Annotated in this window: 24 protein-coding genes; 21 read left to right on the forward strand and 3 right to left on the reverse strand. The window is 66.0% G+C overall.

Annotation, left to right across the window (positions count from 1 at the left end; all coding sequences use genetic code 11):
* Nucleotides 1-162: 162 nt before the first annotated feature.
* Nucleotides 163-1,125: an IS5 family transposase gene (locus D466_RS0110380; protein ID WP_018913040.1), complete on the reverse strand. Its 963-nt coding sequence runs from the start codon at nt 1,123-1,125 to the stop codon at nt 163-165.
* A gap of 117 nt (nt 1,126-1,242) precedes the next feature.
* On the opposite strand from D466_RS0110380, the gene D466_RS0110385 reads away from it, so the two are divergent.
* Together D466_RS0110385 and D466_RS0110390 are read left to right on the forward strand one after the other, a co-directional pair.
* Nucleotides 1,243-1,791 carry a hypothetical protein gene (locus tag D466_RS0110385; RefSeq protein WP_231385694.1) on the forward strand — a complete coding sequence of 183 codons (549 nt, stop codon included), beginning with the start codon at nt 1,243-1,245 and terminating at the stop codon, nt 1,789-1,791.
* A 160-nt stretch (nt 1,792-1,951) separates the two neighbouring features.
* A complete protein-coding gene (locus tag D466_RS0110390; protein ID WP_018913655.1) occupies nt 1,952-2,599 on the forward strand; it encodes a hypothetical protein in 648 nt (215 codons plus the stop codon).
* Between the two features lie 230 nt (nt 2,600-2,829).
* Here D466_RS0110390 and D466_RS23320 read toward each other — a convergent pair whose 3' ends face one another.
* The gene (locus tag D466_RS23320; RefSeq protein WP_081629914.1) at nt 2,830-4,113 is read right to left on the reverse strand and encodes a tyrosine-type recombinase/integrase; all 1,284 of its coding nucleotides are present in this window, start codon (nt 4,111-4,113) and stop codon (nt 2,830-2,832) included.
* Between the two features lie 331 nt (nt 4,114-4,444).
* Here D466_RS23320 and D466_RS21375 point away from each other — a divergent pair, with 331 nt between their 5' ends.
* The 14 genes from D466_RS21375 to D466_RS23905 all read left to right on the forward strand — a co-directional run bounded on the left by D466_RS21375 (nt 4,445) and on the right by D466_RS23905 (nt 15,205).
* Nucleotides 4,445-5,761 (forward strand): integrase family protein, encoded by a 1,317-nt coding sequence (locus D466_RS21375; protein ID WP_018913656.1) that lies wholly within the window; start codon nt 4,445-4,447, stop codon nt 5,759-5,761.
* Nucleotides 5,762-5,872: 111 nt separating this feature from the next.
* On the forward strand, nt 5,873-7,501 hold the full coding sequence (locus D466_RS0110405) for a hypothetical protein (protein ID WP_018913657.1): 1,629 nt from the start codon (nt 5,873-5,875) through the stop codon (nt 7,499-7,501).
* 172 nt (nt 7,502-7,673) lie between these two features.
* Complete coding sequence (locus D466_RS0110410) at nt 7,674-7,892, forward strand: hypothetical protein (RefSeq protein ID WP_018913658.1); 219 nt, start codon at nt 7,674-7,676, stop codon at nt 7,890-7,892.
* Between the two features lie 110 nt (nt 7,893-8,002).
* Nucleotides 8,003-8,224, forward strand: a complete 222-nt coding sequence (locus tag D466_RS0110415; RefSeq protein WP_018913659.1) for an AlpA family transcriptional regulator — start codon at nt 8,003-8,005, stop codon at nt 8,222-8,224.
* Complete coding sequence (locus D466_RS21380) at nt 8,221-8,553, forward strand: helix-turn-helix domain-containing protein (protein ID WP_018913660.1); 333 nt, start codon at nt 8,221-8,223, stop codon at nt 8,551-8,553. The genes D466_RS0110415 and D466_RS21380 overlap by 4 nt, the downstream gene beginning before the upstream one ends.
* 88 nt (nt 8,554-8,641) lie before the next feature.
* A complete protein-coding gene (locus D466_RS22795) occupies nt 8,642-9,400 on the forward strand; it encodes a conserved phage C-terminal domain-containing protein (RefSeq protein WP_018913662.1) in 759 nt (252 codons plus the stop codon).
* Nucleotides 9,400-9,672, forward strand: a complete 273-nt coding sequence (locus tag D466_RS0110435; RefSeq protein WP_018913663.1) for a hypothetical protein — start codon at nt 9,400-9,402, stop codon at nt 9,670-9,672. The genes D466_RS22795 and D466_RS0110435 overlap by 1 nt, the downstream gene beginning before the upstream one ends.
* Nucleotides 9,669-10,592, forward strand: a complete 924-nt coding sequence (locus D466_RS21390) for an AAA family ATPase (protein ID WP_018913664.1) — start codon at nt 9,669-9,671, stop codon at nt 10,590-10,592. Before D466_RS0110435 ends, D466_RS21390 begins: the two co-directional genes overlap by 4 nt.
* Nucleotides 10,589-10,891: a hypothetical protein gene (locus D466_RS0110445; RefSeq protein ID WP_156004180.1), complete on the forward strand. Its 303-nt coding sequence runs from the start codon at nt 10,589-10,591 to the stop codon at nt 10,889-10,891. Before D466_RS21390 ends, D466_RS0110445 begins: the two co-directional genes overlap by 4 nt.
* Before the next feature lies 1 nt (nt 10,892).
* On the forward strand, nt 10,893-13,034 hold the full coding sequence (locus tag D466_RS0110450) for a hypothetical protein (protein ID WP_038165982.1): 2,142 nt from the start codon (nt 10,893-10,895) through the stop codon (nt 13,032-13,034).
* Nucleotides 13,035-13,122: 88 nt separating this feature from the next.
* Entirely contained in the window at nt 13,123-13,716 is a 594-nt protein-coding gene (locus tag D466_RS0110455; RefSeq protein WP_156004182.1) for a hypothetical protein, read from the forward strand.
* A gap of 428 nt (nt 13,717-14,144) precedes the next feature.
* Complete coding sequence (locus tag D466_RS21395; RefSeq protein WP_018913668.1) at nt 14,145-14,507, forward strand: HGGxSTG domain-containing protein; 363 nt, start codon at nt 14,145-14,147, stop codon at nt 14,505-14,507.
* Nucleotides 14,508-14,607: 100 nt separating this feature from the next.
* Entirely contained in the window at nt 14,608-14,796 is a 189-nt protein-coding gene (locus D466_RS23900; RefSeq protein ID WP_156004184.1) for a hypothetical protein, read from the forward strand.
* Nucleotide 14,797: 1 nt separating this feature from the next.
* Entirely contained in the window at nt 14,798-15,205 is a 408-nt protein-coding gene (locus tag D466_RS23905; RefSeq protein WP_018913670.1) for an HGGxSTG domain-containing protein, read from the forward strand.
* Between the two features lie 354 nt (nt 15,206-15,559).
* Here D466_RS23905 and D466_RS0110475 read toward each other — a convergent pair whose 3' ends face one another.
* On the reverse strand, nt 15,560-16,153 hold the full coding sequence (locus tag D466_RS0110475) for a hypothetical protein (RefSeq protein ID WP_018913671.1): 594 nt from the start codon (nt 16,151-16,153) through the stop codon (nt 15,560-15,562).
* Between the two features lie 263 nt (nt 16,154-16,416).
* Between D466_RS0110475 and D466_RS0110480 the strand changes: the two genes are divergently transcribed.
* Genes D466_RS0110480 through D466_RS0110500 form a run of 5 tightly spaced genes read left to right on the forward strand, consistent with a single transcriptional unit; the run spans nt 16,417 to nt 18,055 of the window.
* Nucleotides 16,417-16,734 (forward strand): hypothetical protein, encoded by a 318-nt coding sequence (locus D466_RS0110480; RefSeq protein ID WP_018913672.1) that lies wholly within the window; start codon nt 16,417-16,419, stop codon nt 16,732-16,734.
* A gap of 2 nt (nt 16,735-16,736) precedes the next feature.
* On the forward strand, nt 16,737-16,955 hold the full coding sequence (locus D466_RS0110485) for a hypothetical protein (RefSeq protein ID WP_038165983.1): 219 nt from the start codon (nt 16,737-16,739) through the stop codon (nt 16,953-16,955).
* A 45-nt stretch (nt 16,956-17,000) separates the two neighbouring features.
* Nucleotides 17,001-17,630: a hypothetical protein gene (locus tag D466_RS0110490; RefSeq protein WP_156004186.1), complete on the forward strand. Its 630-nt coding sequence runs from the start codon at nt 17,001-17,003 to the stop codon at nt 17,628-17,630.
* Nucleotides 17,623-17,862 (forward strand): hypothetical protein, encoded by a 240-nt coding sequence (locus D466_RS0110495; protein ID WP_018913675.1) that lies wholly within the window; start codon nt 17,623-17,625, stop codon nt 17,860-17,862. The genes D466_RS0110490 and D466_RS0110495 overlap by 8 nt, the downstream gene beginning before the upstream one ends.
* On the forward strand, nt 17,855-18,055 hold the full coding sequence (locus D466_RS0110500; protein ID WP_018913676.1) for a hypothetical protein: 201 nt from the start codon (nt 17,855-17,857) through the stop codon (nt 18,053-18,055). The genes D466_RS0110495 and D466_RS0110500 overlap by 8 nt, the downstream gene beginning before the upstream one ends.
* Nucleotides 18,056-18,094: the final 39 nt, after the last annotated feature.

The following is an 18,094-nucleotide window of genomic DNA, read 5'->3' on the forward strand; positions in this document are numbered from 1 at the left end:
CTAGGGATGCTGTCCAAAATCAGCTGAGCGCCGAGGCAACGGAACGATGAAAGCCACGAGATGATTCCCGTCAGTGATTTCGCACGGAGCGCCGGCCGCGATGGGCTCCGCAGCGGTCGTTTCGACCCTGCAGGAGGCCGTTTTCGCGAACGGCGGACGCACTCATCCCTGCGCCGCCATCAGATGTCGCCGTGCCATCCAGAGGTTGGACAGCGCGAACAGCGTGTGCAGCTGTGCGGTGTTCTTCGCCAGGCCGCGGTAGCGCACCTTGACGTGGCCGAACTGGCGCTTGATCACGCGGAACGGGTGTTCGACCTTGGCGCGGATGCGCGCCTTGACGTGTTCCATCTCCTCGGCGATGGCATCCTTCGGACTCGTCACGTCAAGCAGCCTGCGCAGCCCGGGGCGCAGCGCGACATGCCAGCGCGTGCGAATGTCCTGGGTGTCGTCTCGCTTCTCGACGCCCTGGTAGCCGGCATCGGCGAAGACATCTGCTTCCTCGCCATGTACCAGCGCGTGCGCCTGGGTGACGTCATTGACGTTGGCCGATGTGCCCACCACCGTGTGCACCAAGCCACTGTCGGCGTCGACGCCGATGTGGCACTTCATTCCGAAGTACCACTGGTTGCCCTTCTTGGTCTGGTGCATCTCTGGGTCGCGCGTGCCGGTGTTGTTCTTCGTCGAACTGGGAGCTGCGATCAGCGAGGCATCGACCGCCGTGCCTTCCTTGAGCATCAGCCCCTTGGCGGCCAACGTCGCGTTCACAGCTTCAAGCATCTTCGGCGCCAGGTCGTGCTGTTCCAACAGGTGCCGAAAGCGCAGGATGCTCACACGATCAGGCAGTCGCGCCATGCTGCCAAGACCAGCAAACTGGCGGTACAGCGGGACGTCGAACAAAGCCTCTTCCATCGCCATGTCCGACAGGCCAAACCACTGCTGCAGGAAGTGAATGCGCAGCATCATCTCGGCGCCGAACGGCGGCCGGCCTCGCTCCTTGCGCGGCGCGTGCGGCTCGATCAGCGCAAGCAACTGCGCCCACGGCACCACGCGATTCATCTCGTCGAGGAACTTGCCCTTGCGGGTCTTACGGCTGGTCAGGTCCAGCCCGAGGTCGGCTTGCTTCATGCCCTCATTGTCTTGTCGGACGCTGCCCGCCGCCAGGGTCGCAATGGCCATTTTTGAACACCATCCCTAGCCGCCTTCGACCAAGCAGCCGAGCAACCTGAACCGCCAGCGCAGCGCTTGCTCAGGCTGCACCGGCATCCAGCAGGACCGCTCGTAGCTTGGCTGCTCGACGATGCCAAGCTACGGCTTCATAGCGCCGCGAAGCTGGCAGAAGCGGTCGGTGTGAGCAACGAAGAGCTGCAACTGCTCGAGCGCGGCCAGGCGCTGACGTTGCTTCGCCACCGCGGCTTCATCGCGAAGGTGGCGCGCTACCTCGGCATCCCGCCGATTACCGTGAGGCTACTTACGGGCGACGTCACCATCCGCGATTTTGCGACCGTGGCGGAGTCGGAGGAGGTGGTCATCGAGCGCGAGTTCGCCCGCTTCTGTGCGAACCCTCAGCTGCGAGCGCTCATCCCCGAAGCTTGCGACGAGCCTTCGCTTGACTACAAGCGTTTCTTGCTTGACGTGCACGCCACACATCGCGAGTTGGACTGGCCGGAGCTTCCGCGGCTGCCTGAAATCCTGCGTTGGCTGCAGCGTGCAGCCGTACTGCACAACGCGAACGAAATCGTTGCGGCTGCGGAGAATGATGAGACAGGTGGCGGAGATAGTGATGCACGGTAGGGTGGAGATGTGGTGACGTGAGCGTGGCCGTTTTCTTCGCTCGCTGATGATTGATTGATTGTTGTTGACTGACGACGGGCCTTCGGGCCCGTCTTTTCTTCGGCCTGGTCGGCCGGTGCCTACACGTGAGACCAAGGTCAACCACGTGGAGAAATTTGACATGACCAATGACGTTACGACGCACCGAGGGTTCGGTGTCGTGCTCGACCCGGTTCAGTTCGCAGCTGAGCTTGCTTCGCTCAAGCAGCGGCCGATGTACGAAGGGCGAGCACTGTACGTGAAGCTGCCCGACGAAGTGGCACGCATCTTCGAGAGCCCGCTGGTTCCGATGCGCCACTCGCTCGCAATCTCAGGCGGGGTGGCGCTTCCCGTCGCCGTGGCCACCTTTCAAGCAGCCGGCACTCAAGTCGTGTGCCTGGTACCACTGGCGACAGACGAGGCGCGTGACTGGCTCATCGAGTCCATCGAGAAACAGCGGCGCATCTTCGTTGCCGTGACTATCGATGAGCGCAGACAACTCGTCGTGATGCAAGCCGAGCCGCCGGTGCAGGATTTCACGGGCCGCGAGTGGCTCGCAGTTAAGGACAGACTCAGCGGATGGCGCAGCGTGGACCCCGTTGCGGAAGCTATGGACGTGCTGGATGTCTTGCGCTTCGTTGAGCAGGTCCCGGAATCCGAGGTGACCGGAGTGCCTGTGCAGGAGCGGTGGATTTTTGTGTGCGTGCCGTACCACCAAGATGGTGCGGGCGCGGGGGCTGCGGAGGCTTCGGTAGCGTCGACTGGTGTGCAGGCTAGCGCGCTGCATTGACACAGGGCATCACACTAGGCAGGGGGAAGCCTCCACCTATTTCTGTTCGTGGGCGACTCGCGGTGGGTCGCCCACCCATCTATTGAGGCATTCTCCGGGAATGGGGCTGGTGCGATGAGGCGAGGTTCTCTCGGAATTGGCCGTGTCTGGTCTCGCAAGTCATCGAAGGCATGAGCCTCGCGCATGACTTCGCTGCGATGTGTGGCTCCTGGAGGCTTGACATATGAGGGCTAAACCTTGGTCTTGCCTTGAGGCAGCTTTCGGCTGGCAGAGGGCGATGCGTCAGGCAGAGGGGCCAAGTGTCTCGTCCCGCTGGACTTTGGGAAGACACCCAAATTGGCCCCACGCTTGCTGCGAGGCGTCTTCTTGGGAGCCCCCAGCTTGAATTTTTCACCAGGAAGCATCTCCACGGGTTTGCCCAAGCTGGCTTGCCTGTAGATATTGTCGAGAGCATTCACCGCCGGTCTTGAGTGTTCCGACCTGTAATGCTTGTACCTCCATAGCGCTTGCGCCGAGCGGTGCCCCGAGATGGCTGCAATGGCGCCTTCAGTCAAATCTGTGCGCTCAAACAATCGAGAAATCGCCTCGTGTCTCGCCATGTGCGGAACGACCAGCCCACGTAGGCCCAGGTCCTTCACGATGACTCTCCAGTGGCTGGCATAGTTGAACGGCACCCAGTCATGGTCGCCCTCCGCATTCTTCGCGCGGGACCTTGAAGAGAAGATGTAGTCGCTCCCGGTCTCGTCCATCTTCACGTAGTAATCAAAGAAGTCAGCTAGGGAGTCGGGAATCAAGACAATGCGCTCATCTTCATTTTTCGTGCGTGGAATGACAATCTGTGGAGGGTCTGGTCGGTACCAAGACTTTCGCGCTGCCGCGAGCTCCCCAGGTCGCGCAGCAGTGGCAAAGAGAAGACGAAAGAACAGTCCCTCCCGCGAGTTCCCGGAAGCCTTCGGGTGATTCAAGATGGCACCCACGAGTTCGTCCGACAGTCTGCCGGTTCTCCGCGTGGTCCTCGGACGGGACACCCCGAGACAGGGATTGCGTTCGACGTTCTTACGCTCGATGTGCCACTTGAAGCACCCACTTAGGGCTGCCACCTCGAGGCGAACAGAGTCCCCGCTCAGGGTCTTGCCTTTGCATCGCTTCGATGGCGTCTTCAGGCGAAGCTCGATGTAGTCCCGAACGTCGTTCTCGCCGACATCCGTCAGGAGCTTGTCCCCAAAGAACTCCAGCAGGGGCTTGTGCAGATGCTTGGCAGCCCTCTTGGTGTTGTCGGCGAGGGATGCGTAGTACGCGCTGTTGACGTATTCGTCGTATGCGTGCGCCACAGTTCGTTTTGCGACTGTGGTTGCCGCGGGACGTTCCCAGGTGCCGTCGCGCATTTTGCGTTCGACAGCTTCCGCCCAGCGCCTGGCATCTTCTCGACGGGGGAAGGTGGATGTCTCGGTCTTCCCCTTGTGTCTCGCCAGAGCACGGAAAGAGCCGCTGGGAAGGAGCTGGACGGACGGCATGGAGCACCCCTGAGATGTACACACGTGTACATGAATCGTATCCGTGCGCACTCTCCGGGTCAAACGTCCAAATCCGCAAGTCTTGTATGTCTATGAAGTTGCTTGCGAAAGTTTGGTGGGCCCTGCGGGGCTCGAACCCGCAACCAACGGATTATGAGTCCGCCCCGGACAACATTCCGGGTTGTTGCGATGTGTTCCCGTTTTGCGCCATGAAGGGCGGATGCCCTAGGAGGCACGGGCTTCGCAGGCCGTTTCATCGTTCCCAAGCATTCCCGAAGATGCCTACAATTCCATTACACAGCCATGACACGACGGCGAAGGCGAGGGCAGGATGGGCAAGCGGGAAAACTTCACGGCGGGCCGGGTGGCAGAGTTCAGCTGCCCCGCGGACAAGCAGCAGGCGATCTACTGGGACGGCAAGCAGCCGGGCCTGGGCCTGCGGGTGACGGCCAAGGGCGCCAGGGCCTACGTGTTCCAGGCCTGGATCGACGGGGGCTCGGTGCGCGTCACGATCGGCCATTCCGACGTCTGGCCGTTGGAGACGATCTGGACGACCGACCGGGAAACCGGTCAGCGCGTGGAGGTGCGGCGCGGCGCGCGCCAGGAGGCGGCCCGGCTGAAGGCGCTGGTGGACAGCGGAGTGAACCCGGCCGAGCACCGCCGCGAGCAGGAAGCCGAGAAGACCCGGCGCAAGACCGCAGCCGAGTCGCTGAAGGAGAAGACCGTCGCCGCGCTGTGCACGGCCTACGTCGAGCTGCTCAAGCAGCGCAAGAAGCTCGATGCTCGGGACGCCGAGTCGACCCTGCAGCGCTTCCTGGCGGCTAATGAGGACCTGGCGGCCAAGCCGGCGCACGCGGCGACCTCGGCGGACTTCGTGACCGGGCTGCGCAAGCTCCACGAGGCGGGGAAGGTGCGCGAGCCCGGGAAGGTGCGCAGCTACGCGCACGCGGCATTCCGCACCGCCATGATGGCACGCACCGATCCGGAAATCCCGGTGAAGTTCGAGGCCTTCCACGTCACTGCCAACCCGCTGGCCACGATCCGAGCCACTGCGGCGCGCGCCGACAAGCGCCCGTTGAGCGCCGACGAGCTGCGAACCTTCTGGCGCATCGCCCAGGCCGCCGGGGGCGCGACAGGCGCGCTGATGCAGCTGCACATCCTGACCGGCGGCCAGCGCATCGCCCAGCTGCTGCGCCTGCAGCGCGAGAACGTGCACGCCGACTACATCGTGCTGCACGATCCGAAGGGACGCAGGCCCGAGGCACGGCGCCATGTCGTCCCGCTGCTGGCCGACGCCAAGACCGCGCTCAAGGCGTTCACGGGAGCGCCCGGCGTGTTCACGGTGAACGGCAAGGCGATTTCGCCCGCGGTGCTGGCCCGGCTGGAGGCGGAAGCCATCGGCGACCAGATCGAGGCCTTCGAGCCCAAGCGCCTACGCTCAGGCATCGAGACGGCACTGGCGTCCCTGGGCGTCGGCCGCGAGATCCGCGCCCAGCTCCAGAGCCACGGCCTGGGCGGCGTGCAGGACCGCCACTACGACGACCACGACTACCTGGCCGAGAAGCGCGCCGCGCTGCAGGTGTTGCTTGACCTGCTCAACAGGAAGCGCTCGGCCAAGGTGACACCGATTCGCGGAGCCGCGGCGTAGCGCTGCAAGGGCTCACAGTTCGCGCCAGGCTACCCCGACGGGGGGAAAAGCGGGAACCTTCACCCGCCTGCCTGGCGCCCAGCATTGAAGGCGAGCGCGTGAAGGAACGCCATGCATCGAGTAATTCAGATCGAGCCGGGTAGCCGGTTCATCGCCGCTTGGGAACTTGGGCTCCGCATCGGCGCGCTGCTGCACCCGACCCCTGACACGCCGCCCCTGCTGGTGACCTTGCAGAAGAAGATTGCCGAAGGGGAGCCGAACAATGTCCGCATCGAAGAACTGAGCGATGCGGACGTGCAGTACCTGCGTGCCACCTGGAAAGACATCGGCATTCCCGATGCACTGAACATGACCCAGGAGCAATGGGCGTTGTGCAATGCTGCGTTTCAAGCGGCAGCTGACCGCCCGCAGTGGGATCTCGTTCCCCGGTTCAAGAACTACGTGCAGGATGCAAAGAGCGAGCATGGTCGCATCGCCAACAAGCACGTCCAGGCCATGAATGCGCTGATCACCGCGGGCCGCATGCGCGCTTACGATGCCGATTTGGCGCCAGTCCAAAAGGTGGATAGCTGGGGTTCGCAAGTCCCCGTCGAGGACGCCCGCGCATATCTCGCCGGACTTGGGATCGAACTGCGCGAGCAAGTGCCAGCGCCGCGACGCACCATCATCGACACCCTGGCGGCGATGAATCAATCCATCGAGCAGCAAGCAGCCGAGGCTTTGGCCGATGGGTATCGACCGCCGGAAGGCCCGTACCGTCACGCCTTGCCAGTCGGGAAACGGCATTTCACGGTGTATGAGGCGACGCTGGAAACCGCGCTGGCCGTCCATCCTCGGCAGGCCGATGACCTGGGCGCCGCAAAGGTGAAGGGCTTCCTTCTGCACGAAGTCGGCCGCCCACAGCAGGGGGTCTACCCGAGCGACGAGCAAGCGCGGGAGTTGGACGACATCTGGAACTCGGCCGCGCTTCCGCGCCCCGCGTTCCCGATGGAGCGATACACATTCGATGCCTACGTGCTGGCGCTATCACAGTCGGCTCGCGGCAGTGAATGGGCATTGGGCGCGAATCTCACGAGCAGGGAAACCCATGCGGGCGTCCTGCGCGCCGCCACATGCAAGGCCCATGAGGAAATGCTGCGCCAGGCCGTCGCCGCCGGAACCGTCACGCTTCTACACCCCGGAACCCTGACGCCGATCGGCGCCGCCGCCGCTGGCGAGAATGCGCTGATTCGCCGGGAGGATCTGGTGAAATTCGCCGCCGACATGCCCGACCCCATCGAGCTTGTCGACGCGGAGACCGCGGCGCAGTCGATCGCACCCGAACCGGCGGCGCCGGACGTTGATGTGCAGCGGTCAGCGCCAGCAGAGCAGGGAACGGCCTCGTTCGAGCCCAGCGCCGGGGACTGCGACTCGGGCGCATCGCCAGAGCCCGCGTTGCTCAGTACCGCGCAGATTGCCACAGCCTTCGGTGGCGCGTGGATGGGGGCGGCGACGCTGCACACGTATCTCGGGAAGCGGGTTCCGAAGTGGCTGGCGAGTGCCATCGCGATACGTGCGCCGGCTACCAATAAGAAGGTCGGGCACCGCTGGAACCCGGTCGAGTTCGCCAAACTCCTGCGCGAGCACAAAGGCGTCAAAGAAGCGGCGATCAGCAAAGCGTTCCGGGAAGTGGCCGACCTCAAGGAATGGTCAGACCGCTGGGGCAACGCGCTAAGCGCGCTCCACCAATTCGACGAGTGAGGCCGTTTTCATCCGCCGATCTCATCCGCCGTTTCTGCCGCGTATCGGGCTGCGACCCGCATAAATCCTAGGTTTCTCTTCCGCATGATATCCGCCGTTTTGTGGCGGATGTCAGGCTTGCGCCAACGGCCAGCCGCGAACGATGGCGGGCCGGGCGCAACCGGAGAAACCCATGTCGGAACTGAAAACGCGGGCGGTCGAAGCCGGCGCCGTCTATCGCGCCGCCGAGATTTACTCGACGCCGCAGCGCCGCGGCCTCATGCCGTTCGCGAAGACGCGCTTCTATGAATTGGTCGCCTCGGGCCAACTTCCCACGATCAAGATCCGGGGCGGCCGCGCGACGATGGTCCGTGGCGCCGATCTGCTGAAGCTGCTCGAGGTGGCGCAATGAGGGCCGAACGTGGCCAGCGGGCGGCATCCAGGGCGCCTCAGGGGACGGCCCAGAACGGGGAATCGACACCCTCGACTGTCCCAGGTACTGCAACTTTTGGAGTACCCGTGATGCACGCCCCCGTCCATATCCCGAACTTGGCCGAGATGCCGCCCAGCGCGGTTCTGCCGACGCGCGATGCCGCTGCCTTCCTTGGCAAGAGCGGCCAGACTCTGCGCAAACTCTACTGCCTGCAAGGCCACGCCTTCGGCGTCCGACCGATCAAGATCGGCGGGCGCCTCGCCTGGAAAGCTGGCGACCTGCTGGCGCTGGTCAACGGAGGCGCGCAATGAGCCCCGGAAATGACGACGCCGCAGACTCCGGCCAGAGTCGCGGCGCCAGGGCACAGCAGGACGAACAGCTGCGCGATGGTAGCCCCAACGCCGCAGCGGCACAACGCGCGCGCATCCTCGCCCACCTGCAGGCCGGCCGACCGCTGACGACGCTCCAGGCGCGGCGCGAGCTCGACACTCTGCACCCTGCCGCTCGGGTCATGGAGCTGCGCCGCGCCGGCTGGTCGATCGCCACAGCGTGGGTCAAAGAGGAAACCGACGCAGGGCGTATGCACCGCATCGCACGGTATGCGTTGCTCGGTGAGCCGCGTCAGGGGGTACTGCTGTGAGCGCCAACCGCCCCTCCGCCGTCGTGATCCCGCTGCGCCTGCGCTTGCGCGAGCTGCTGGCCCTGCAGATCGCCAGGGAGTCCTGACCATGGCGCGCGCACGCAACATCAAGCCCTCGTTCTTCCTCAACGAGGACCTGGCCGAGATCGACCCGCTCGGCCGGCTGCTGTTCATCGGGCTGTGGTGCCTGGCGGACCGCGCAGGCCGGCTGGAGGACCGCCCGAAGCGCATCAAGATCGAGCTGCTTCCCTGCGATGCCTGCGACGTCGACCTGCTCCTGCAGGCCTTGCACGATCGCGGCCTGATCCAGCGCTACGCGGTCGGCGAGCATCGGCTGATCCAGGTGACGAACTTCGCCAAGCACCAGAGCCCGCACCATCAGGAACGCGAGAGCCACCTGCCTGCTCCGGAGGACTTCGAGGCGAGTGGCGAACGTGCCCGAGGCAAGCCCAAGGCAAACCCTGGATTTATCCCGGATAAGCCCCAGGCAAGCCCGGGAGCAATCGCTCTGATTCCTGATTCTCTGATTCCTGATTCAAAGGATATGTCGGGCAAGCCCGACGCTGCAGCCGAACTGCTGGGCTACCTGAACAACCAGGCCGGCAGGAACTTCCGTGCGGTGAAGGCCACGCTGAAGCCGATCCAGGACCGTCTGGCCAGTGCCACACCGGAGCAGATCCGTGCGGTGATCGACGATCGCGTGATGGCGTGGAAGGACGATCCCAAGATGGCCGAGTACCTGCGGCCGGCGACGCTGTTCGCCGCCTCGAAGTTCGAGAGCTACCTGGGCAACCTCGGCTCTGCAGACTCGAACGGCGCACAGGCGCCCTGGGCGGGAGGCATCTGATGGGCGCGCTCATCGCTCGCAAGGGTGTCGACCTGGAAGTCCAGATCTGCGCCGCGTTCGACCAGTTGCCGCCGGCGGAGGTCGGCCTGTTCGTCTGGCTTCCGGACGCCCGCAAGCTGTTCCAGGCCTACCGCGGGCCGCGGGTCAGCATCGACGGCGATGACGTCGAGATCGCCGACGGCTACGAGGTCGACCTGTTTCCCGTCAGGTATTCCCCGCTCGTCATGCGCCGGCTGCTGCGGCAGCTCGGCCTCCTGGAGACCCAACGATGATCGTGCATGCATCCGACCTCGAGCTCGCCGACTACATGGTCGAGCCCGATTTTTCCGCCCACGTCCGCACGGCCGACGACCTGCTCGAGGACATCAAGAAGGCCTTCTCCGGTGCCGGCAGCATCGAGCGGCACGGCACGCTGGGATGGCCGAAGGCGCAGAACCTCATCCAGTTCCGACCCGAGGAGATCACCCTGTGGGCCGGTTCCAACGGCAGCCGCAAGTCCATGATCGGCGGCCAGGTGATGCTGGACCTGGCGCAGCAGTGCTGCCGGTCGCTCACCATCAGCCTGGAGATGTCGGCGCGCAAGACCCTCGAGCGCATGTTCCGCCAGGCCACCGCCAAGGCGTGCCCGAGCCCGCGGGAGTGCGACCACGCCGCCGCGGTGATGCGTGGCCGGGTGTTCATCTTCGACCACGTCGGCGCCCTCAGCCAGGATCGGCTGAGCGCAGTGCTGCGCTGGGCACGCAAGAAGCTGGGCGTCGAGCATGTCCTGATCGACTCGATGATGAAGGTGGTCAACGGCGACGACGACTACAACGGCCAGAAGGACTTCATCAACCGCATGACCGAGATCGCGAAGGAGACGGGCCTGCACCTGCACATCGTGGTGCACACCCGCAAGCCCTCCGAATCGGTCGAGCGCGTGCCGTCGAAGTGGGACATCAAGGGCTCCAGCTCGGTCACCGACCTGGCGCACAACGTAATCACGCTGTGGCGCAACCGCGCGAAGGACGCCGAGCCGGCCAAGCACGTCAACGAGCCGGGCCAAGTGCTGGACATCCAGAAGCAGCGCAACGGCGAGTTCGAGGGGAAGGTTCTGCTCTGGTTCGATCCGGCCTCGATGCAGTTCCTGGACTCGTCCGGCGCGCTTGCGCGACCCTACGTCGCCCAACCGAGCCAGGAGGCCCACGCATGACGAAATCCAAGACTTCCAAGCTGAACGCACGGAGCCCCGCGCGGCGCGTACCCGGTGCTGACTTACTCGAGCCAACCGTGTTGCTCACCGTGGCCGACGCTGCGCGCAATGCCCGCTCTGTCTTGGCGGAGATCCTGCTGGGCGCCAGCGAAGCCGGGTATCAGCACAGCGAGGAACTGGAGCGCCGACTACTGGCAGCGCCGGCCGATGCCGCCACCGTCTCCATGGTTCACGAAGCCCTATCGATGGTTCGCCGGGCGCTTGCCGGCGGCGCCGTCCCTACCCGAAAGGATGCCTGAGATGACCATTACCGACTACGCGATCCAGGTGGCGGCCAAGCTCGATGACGGTGTGACCGCACCGCTGCTCCGGATCATCGACACGCTGAACACCGCGAACCGGGCGATGCTCGATTTCATCGGCAGCGCCAGAGCCATGTCGAGGGCCGGACAGAGCCTGGCGGGCAGTCTCGACAGGGCTGCTGCTGGCGCGACCGCCTTGGGCGACGCCTCAGGAGGGTTGACCCGGGCCAGCTACGTGCTCGACACCATGGCCGCCAGCAGCGCCGACCTGGCTGCGAACATGAAGGCGGCGCGCGCGGAGGGGCGCGGGCTGGTCATCAGCGGCGCAGGAGGCGGAGGAATCGGCCGGGGGTCGGGCTCCGTGGAGCGGAGTCATCGCGGCGCTACCGGCAGCGCTGCGCACGGCGCGGCCATCGGCACGCTGGGCATGATCGGGTACGGGATCTACGAAAACGCCAAGCTCACCGACATACTCACCCGCGCTGTGATGACGGACGGCACCCCGATGGCACGGCAGGGGGCGGCGGTTGCTGCATACCGCGCCCGGGTCATGGGAGAGGCGGCCCAGTACGGGTACGCCTCCCACGGCCTGGCGGACTTCGCCGATTCCTACCTCAGCGCCAGCCGGCTGCTTCGCGGGATGCCGGGCAGCGAGCGCATGGGTATCGTCGACACGATCCTGCCCTACGCCGCGCAAGAAGCATTCCTGAAGCAAATCAGCCTGCGCGAATCGCTGTCCGCCTTCATTGGCGCCGCGCACATGTCTGGCGCTTACTCGCAAAAGGACATCGCCCACATCCTGCCGGCGCTCATCAACACCAGCATGGCCACGAACGCCAGCATGGGGCAGATCGAGCGAGCCGCCGGCTATGCGGTGCCGATCCTGCGCACGGGCCTGGGCGTCGACCCGTCCGAGGTGTTCACCATGCTGGCCATCATGCAGCGTGCCGGCATCCACAACAGCAAATCCGGGACGTGGCTGGCGGACCTGTTCATGAATGCGGTCCCGGGCAACTTCGGCGCCGGGTTGTTCCACAACACGAAACAGGCGAAGGCGCTTCGAGACCTGGGGCTGCTCGACTCGCACAACCACCTGACCTACCTCAATCGAGGCGGCAAGCTCGATCCGATCAAGCTGATTGCCCAGCTCTCGACGGGCCTCGCGCACCTCACGCCGATCGAGCGCGCGGCCGATATGAAGCAGGCCTTCGGCACCCAAGGGGCACGCGCCGCAGCGCTGCTGAGCGATCCGAAGGTACGCGCCATGATCCCGCTTTTGCTGGCAGCAGAGGCGACGCTTGAGTCGCCCACGGCCGCACGCGCACAAGCGCTGCACGGCAACCCCGCCGCCAAGGCGCACCAGGTACTCACGAACGCACAGATCACCATCACCAACGCCTCGGCCACGTTCATGGGGCCGGTCAACGCGGCATTGTCGGCACTGCGGCCAGCCAGCGCCGCCTCGGCCGGCTTCGCGCAAATCCACCCCTTGGCTGCGACCGGGATCGGCGCCGCGGGGATCTTCGGCACGCTGCTGGCTGGCAAAAGCCTGTGGGGCATGTCCAAGCTGCTCATGAAGGACGCTGGCGGCTTGGCCGAGCGGCTGGTGATCAGCGCAGCCGAGCAGGTGACCGGCGAGGAAGTCGGAGGCACCGCGCTGGCGTACCTGGCCGCCGGCTCAGGCGTCGTCGCCACCCTCGGGGTCACCGTGGCGGCCGGCCTCGGCTACGCGGTCGGGCACGTTCTCAACGACGCGATCGACCAGGCGATCCGCTCGCTCTCCGGCGGCAAAGAGTCCAACCTGGGAGGCTGGATCTACGACCTGACCCACCCGGCACACGCCGATCACCGGACGCTCGTCGAGCGCATGCGCGGAGATCTCTTGCACGGCCACGCGGCCCTGGCAGGCGGCGGAAGTACTCCCTACGCCATCGGCCCGTACGCCATCGGGGATGCCGCAGCGTGGCTGCAACACGCGCCAGTCGTCCATGTGCACACTGACGTGCACATGGACGGCGAGAAGGTCGCCCACTCCGTGAGCTGGCACCTTGGGAAAGTCCACCCGGCCACCGGAATGCAAGGGGTCAACCCCCAGCATTCGCCGCTGTCGCCCGGCCTGAACCACGCGCCGGGTATGTGAGCTGGGCGCCCACTGCAGCACGGCCCGGAAGGGCCCCACCCTGAAACCTTGTCCCAAGCGATCTACGCACCACCGAAGGAACCATGACATGAAATTGATCGACCGACTCTCCCTGTTGGCCGGCGCCTCGAGCGCTGCAGCTCCGTCCGGCGTGCGCGCTGGGCCGGTTCACATCCCCCAGCGGGCACGAGGCCCGGCAACCGCCGACGTGCAGGAGGTGGAGCGCCGAATCGCGGTGCTGAACGACGAGATCACCCAGCTCGAGGCGCAGATCGAGGGGCTTGCCCCGCGGCGCCAAGCTGCAGACAGCGCGGTGCGAGACCTGTCCGAGGAAGCTGCCGCAGGGACCCTGCAGGACCCGTCCCGGCTCGCCAAGGCCCTGAAGCACCAGCGGGAAGTTGCCGCCGACACCGGGGAGCAAGCCGCGCTCGACCGTCTGCGCAAGGAACGAGGCGACCTATCCGAGCGCATCCTGACGCTACGACGGGAAGCGGCGAAGGAGGCCTATTCCCGCGCCGTGGAGGACTACGCCAAGGCCTGCACGCCTCTTGTCGGTCTGGCCCAGCGGGTGCGCGAGGCTGCCGTCGATGCCGGGGTGCTGGTGACCGAGCACAACTCGAAGCACCTCATCGGCACCTGGGTGCAGATCGGCGGCGCGGTGATCAACCTGCCCAAGGCCTGACCATGCCACGGCGCCGGCACAGAAGCACCGACCTGGCTACTTCCTCGGCAACGACCAGACCAGGGAACTGGTGGTCGAAATCGAAACTGCCGGAATCCCGGCTTTTTCGACGAAGGAGGGCCGCGGAGGTGGCACCTACGCCTGCCGCGAGCTGGTCGCAGAGCTAGAGCCAGATATGGCTTTTGCCCCCGCGCGCCCGGCGCATGGGGTGCGTCCAATTTCGAGCACCCCCCGAACTGAATGCGCAAAACGGTCAGATGTACGACCTGCGCCGCCGCCGGGATCGATCCGACCCGGGCTGTGGCTTGCGTAGGAGCGCGACCAGCAGGCGAACGGCGCTGCGCCAAGGGCGATGGTGCGGGGGCGCGACGAAAGGCCGCCAGCGGCCCGGATTTCAAACGAGACGATCCGTCAGAGGGGAAACCGTCATGTCCTTCGATCACCTGACCACCGAGCAACTGCGCGCCATCATCCACGGGAAGCATCCCGCGCTGGTGCGAGGCGGCAACGACTGGATCACGGACGAACTCGCCGCAGTTGGCCTGCAAGAGAGCGACGAAGCGGCCGACAACCTGATCCGCAAGATGGCCAAGACCGGCTTCGGGCTGTGCAAGGCCCGGACGCGCAGGGGGAGCCCGTGCCGTGCGCTGGGCGATGGCGCCGGCGGCCGGTGCATCCTGCACGGCGGCGCGTCGGTCGGGCCCGTAACGCTCAAGGGCAAGCAGAACGCCCTGCAGGCCTTAGTCCGAGCTCGCCTCAAGCGGCGCGGCATCGACCCGGACAAGCTGTGATGTGGCCAAATCCGACGCACGCACCTTGCGCGCGCATTGACATGGGGTACTGAAAATGCGGCTACCACCTGGACTCGCCTTCGGACCCGACGGGCGCCTTGTGCGCGTCGATCCGGACGAGCAGCGCAAGCGCCGGGCTGAGCTTTCCGCCGAACGCCGCGCCCGCAAGCGCAAGGAGCGCATCGCCATCGTCCGGGCCCACCTTCCGGCCCTGGGCATCGATCCGACCAGCGAGAGCGGTCAGCGGGTGTTGCAGAGGCTTGAGTATCTGGAGGGCGAGCGGAACTGACATGGGACACCACAACTACCCCCCGACTCGCGCCAAGCCCGGCACCGCGCGCCTGGTAGCCGACGAGGCGCGCCGCAAGTACCTGGCCTTCCTGGAAGAGTTGTTCCGAGAGTCCGAACGCGAACGGCGCGCCGCCGATCTCGCCGCTCGAGTTCGCGCCGCGGACGTCGACCCAGCCAGCGACCTCGGGCAACGACTGTTGCGCAAACTGGAGCGGGCGGACGGCTACCTGTGCCTGGCCACCACGCGCGCCGGAACGCCATGCATCGCCCTCGGCAGCGGCAGCGGCTGGCGCTGCCGGTTCCACGGCGGCGCATCGACCGGGGCCAAGACACCCGAAGGCAAGGCACGCGCGCTGGCCAACCTGCGCCAGTACCGGGACAGTGGGCAGGGCCCCGAGCAAGGTTAACGTCGCGCGCCAGGGGTTGGCCGCACCGATCGCGGCGGGCGCAATTTCGCGAGAGGTACGCGCAGGCGGTATGAGGTACGGGCCGACCGATCCGGATTTCTCCGGTTCCGGCGGGTTTGGCTCGTCGCCCGTCGCGTGCGCGCGCGACCGAGTGCGGCAAAGCATGCTAAGAATTGTTCTGTTTCGCCGGATTGCGCGCAAGCACTGCGCCGACTTCGAGGCGTTCGGAAGGGTGCAATTTGAAATGCGCACCTTCCAGACGCGGGGCGCCCAGCAGCAGCGCGCAGGTTGCCGGTCGCGGCTCAGAATTGAGCCACCAGATTGAGGCCCAGGAGCGCGCGCCCGGGGATCTCGTCAGCCGCCGCACCTGTTCGGGATGTCCCGCATGTTGGCCAGCTCGTCGGGCTCCTGCGCGATGTTGTCGCTGGGGAACCGGGACTTCACACCGCCGGCCGCGGCCTTCTTCGCCATGGCAACGGCCTGATCCGCGGCGAGGATGTAGGGCGTGTACGGACCGAGCGCGCTGTTGCACGTCGTGAGCATGTCGCCACGCGCCTGGAAAAGCAGGTTGCCAGCGATTTCCAAGTTCGTCAGCGCGTACAGGTAGGGCTGGAGTGCCACGGCGTCGGCTGCACTGTGGCACTTCAGCGCATCGGCGTAGCTGCCCTGCAGGCGCACGACCTTGGTGTACGCGTCCTCGGCGCTCGCTGATTCGGCATCGGCAGAGTTCCACCGCGCGTAGCCCTTGGAGCTCGGTGCCGCGTTCATGGAGCCGGCCAGGTGGATTTCTCGGATCAGGGCCGCGCGTGCAGCCTTGTACGCCAGCAGGCCCTGGGCGTAGCGGTCCCTGTAGGCGGCAACCGGCGTGCAGCTCGCAGCGTGGGCCCCCTGCGCGAGCGTTGCAAGGCAGAGAACTGTCGCGCCGAGAACGGTGATGCGACTTGACATGTGATTCCCCGTGAGTCAGCTCGATCGGGAGGATAGCGCTCCCTGGCGACCGCTCTTGAGGATCTTCCGCCGCGCTCGGCAAATCCCCAGAAATGGGCATTTCCCCGGCGCGCATGACCTGAAGAAGCCTGAGGTTCGGGGTGCCGCGCTGCCGGGGATGGGCCTGGCGCGGGTCTTGGGAAACAACCCCATGCGAACTGCGCAGAGCCCTTGCAAATGATGAAAAAGGCGATATACTTTCATCAAACGCACAGGAGCCAAGCATGATTCGCAACAGCAAGCAGCAGTGGGAAGTCGGCCAGACGGTCAAGGTCGGCTTCCTGAGCCTGGTGGTCCGCGCCAAGGTGGCTACGCCTGGCGACGGCGCCCCCGATGCCTACGTCCTGGCCAACGCCGCCGGCACGCAGCTCTACAAGTTCGTGCCGCACAACGGGCTGGAGAAGATCTCCACCGGCGACGCTCGCTCGCTGCTGGCCACCGCACAGCGCCACGGTGCCGAGATGGCGCGGGCCGTCGTCGAGCGCGCCAGGGCGCACGCCGCGCTCGCCGGCGAAATCGACGCGCTGCTCGCGGCTTGCTGACCATGGCCGACGAGCAGCCGAAGAAGTCGGGGCGCGGTGGCGCGCGTCCGGGCACCGGCGGCGCTCGCCCCGGCTCGGGTCGCAAGCCGGCCGAGGTCAAGAACGAGAAGCACCTGGTTTCGCTGCCGCCGTGGGCTGTCGCCGCGCTGCGGCTGCTGGGTGGCGGAAGCCTGTCACGCGGCATCGTGGCCGCGCTGGAGAAGCTCAAGCTGAGGGAATGATTTCACCGCTGCCGGGCGGTTTCTCGGCGATGAAGGCGGGCAAGCGTGGTGGTGGAACACCGCGCCGCCCTGACCACAACCTGCACGATGGAGGTGCAAGCAATGGCTACTGCCAATGGTAGTTCCGTGGGCGCGACGCCCGCGCAGCGGGATCTGCAGTCGATCCCATTTCGAGGCCACACGATCCATGTGTGGCGCCAGCCCGAGCCGACGAAGCATGCCTTCGCCTGGCGCGTGGTGCGCGACGACCTGCACAGCGTCGCCACCGATGAGGCCGACACCTGCGCCGAGGCGTGGAACGCCGCGATTGCGCAGGTCCCTGGCGCCAGCCAGGCGCAGGAGCCGCCGGCCTTTGACTTCGATCGATGGAACCGCTGCCGCTGGGACCGGCTGCCGGACTACTCGCTCACGGCATCCGGTAGTCTGGAAAGCGCCACTCCCGGGCTGGTCCGGCGCCTGGAGGGCATCAAGCACAGCGCGCGCGGCCTGCAATCGATCCTGCGGGTGTTGATGGTGGCCGACATGCACGCCGAGTGGTTCACGGATGGCGAGGAAGAAGCGCGCCCGCTCAGTCCCTTTGTGGCCGAAGGGCTGCACCTGGCCGCCGATCAACTGGCCCAGCGCGTCGAGGACGAGATCCACGGCATCACCGCGATGGAGGTGAGCGATGCCTGAGGCAACCGATAACGATCTGCGCGCCGCCGAGCAGGCGCTCCGCCACGTCACGCACCAAGCGAGGTTGGCCTTATGCGCCCTCGAAGCCTCCGAACTGCTGACGTTCATCGTCGACCCCGAATGCTATGCGGTTGCGGCTGCCATCGAGGACATGCTGGCCCAGACCATGCGCGACGCCGAGGCCGCGGGCGACAAGCTGACGGAGCTGAAGATCGGAGGCAGCCATGAGTGAACTCACGAAGGACGATATCGAGGCCGTCGAGCGTGCGCTCCTGCGCTTCCTCGTTCTGGCGCGTGCCGCGCGCCGGGTGGTCGAGCACGCGCTGCCCGACGACAACAGCGACGCTGGCGAGGATCGCGTCAGCGCCACCGAGCTGCTGGCCATGATCGAGAAGGAGGCCGGCGAGGCGCTGAGCCGCTTCTAGGGCCGACAACCCCGCCACCACGACCCGGCCGCGCGCCGG

This window comes from Thiomonas sp. FB-6, from assembly GCF_000377645.1.
In the GTDB taxonomy this organism is placed as follows: domain Bacteria; phylum Pseudomonadota; class Gammaproteobacteria; order Burkholderiales; family Burkholderiaceae_C; genus Thiomonas_A.

Bases quoted from the DNA above. Each gene is read 5' to 3' on its own strand.
- D466_RS0110380 (WP_018913040.1), bottom strand. From the start codon at position 1,125: ATGAAGCAAGCCGACCTCGGGCTGGACCTGACCAGCCGTAAGACCCGC.
- D466_RS0110390 (WP_018913655.1), top strand. From the start codon at position 1,952: ATGACCAATGACGTTACGACGCACCGAGGGTTCGGTGTCGTGCTCGAC.
- D466_RS23320 (WP_081629914.1), bottom strand. From the start codon at position 4,113: ATGCCGTCCGTCCAGCTCCTTCCCAGCGGCTCTTTCCGTGCTCTGGCG.
- D466_RS21375 (WP_018913656.1), top strand. From the start codon at position 4,445: ATGGGCAAGCGGGAAAACTTCACGGCGGGCCGGGTGGCAGAGTTCAGC.
- D466_RS0110405 (WP_018913657.1), top strand. From the start codon at position 5,873: ATGCATCGAGTAATTCAGATCGAGCCGGGTAGCCGGTTCATCGCCGCT.
- D466_RS0110410 (WP_018913658.1), top strand. From the start codon at position 7,674: ATGTCGGAACTGAAAACGCGGGCGGTCGAAGCCGGCGCCGTCTATCGC.
- D466_RS0110415 (WP_018913659.1), top strand. From the start codon at position 8,003: ATGCACGCCCCCGTCCATATCCCGAACTTGGCCGAGATGCCGCCCAGC.
- D466_RS21380 (WP_018913660.1), top strand. From the start codon at position 8,221: ATGAGCCCCGGAAATGACGACGCCGCAGACTCCGGCCAGAGTCGCGGC.
- D466_RS22795 (WP_018913662.1), top strand. From the start codon at position 8,642: ATGGCGCGCGCACGCAACATCAAGCCCTCGTTCTTCCTCAACGAGGAC.
- D466_RS0110435 (WP_018913663.1), top strand. From the start codon at position 9,400: ATGGGCGCGCTCATCGCTCGCAAGGGTGTCGACCTGGAAGTCCAGATC.
- D466_RS21390 (WP_018913664.1), top strand. From the start codon at position 9,669: ATGATCGTGCATGCATCCGACCTCGAGCTCGCCGACTACATGGTCGAG.
- D466_RS0110445 (WP_156004180.1), top strand. From the start codon at position 10,589: ATGACGAAATCCAAGACTTCCAAGCTGAACGCACGGAGCCCCGCGCGG.
- D466_RS0110450 (WP_038165982.1), top strand. From the start codon at position 10,893: ATGACCATTACCGACTACGCGATCCAGGTGGCGGCCAAGCTCGATGAC.
- D466_RS0110455 (WP_156004182.1), top strand. From the start codon at position 13,123: ATGAAATTGATCGACCGACTCTCCCTGTTGGCCGGCGCCTCGAGCGCT.
- D466_RS21395 (WP_018913668.1), top strand. From the start codon at position 14,145: ATGTCCTTCGATCACCTGACCACCGAGCAACTGCGCGCCATCATCCAC.
- D466_RS23905 (WP_018913670.1), top strand. From the start codon at position 14,798: ATGGGACACCACAACTACCCCCCGACTCGCGCCAAGCCCGGCACCGCG.
- D466_RS0110475 (WP_018913671.1), bottom strand. From the start codon at position 16,153: ATGTCAAGTCGCATCACCGTTCTCGGCGCGACAGTTCTCTGCCTTGCA.
- D466_RS0110480 (WP_018913672.1), top strand. From the start codon at position 16,417: ATGATTCGCAACAGCAAGCAGCAGTGGGAAGTCGGCCAGACGGTCAAG.
- D466_RS0110485 (WP_038165983.1), top strand. From the start codon at position 16,737: ATGGCCGACGAGCAGCCGAAGAAGTCGGGGCGCGGTGGCGCGCGTCCG.
- D466_RS0110495 (WP_018913675.1), top strand. From the start codon at position 17,623: ATGCCTGAGGCAACCGATAACGATCTGCGCGCCGCCGAGCAGGCGCTC.
- D466_RS0110500 (WP_018913676.1), top strand. From the start codon at position 17,855: ATGAGTGAACTCACGAAGGACGATATCGAGGCCGTCGAGCGTGCGCTC.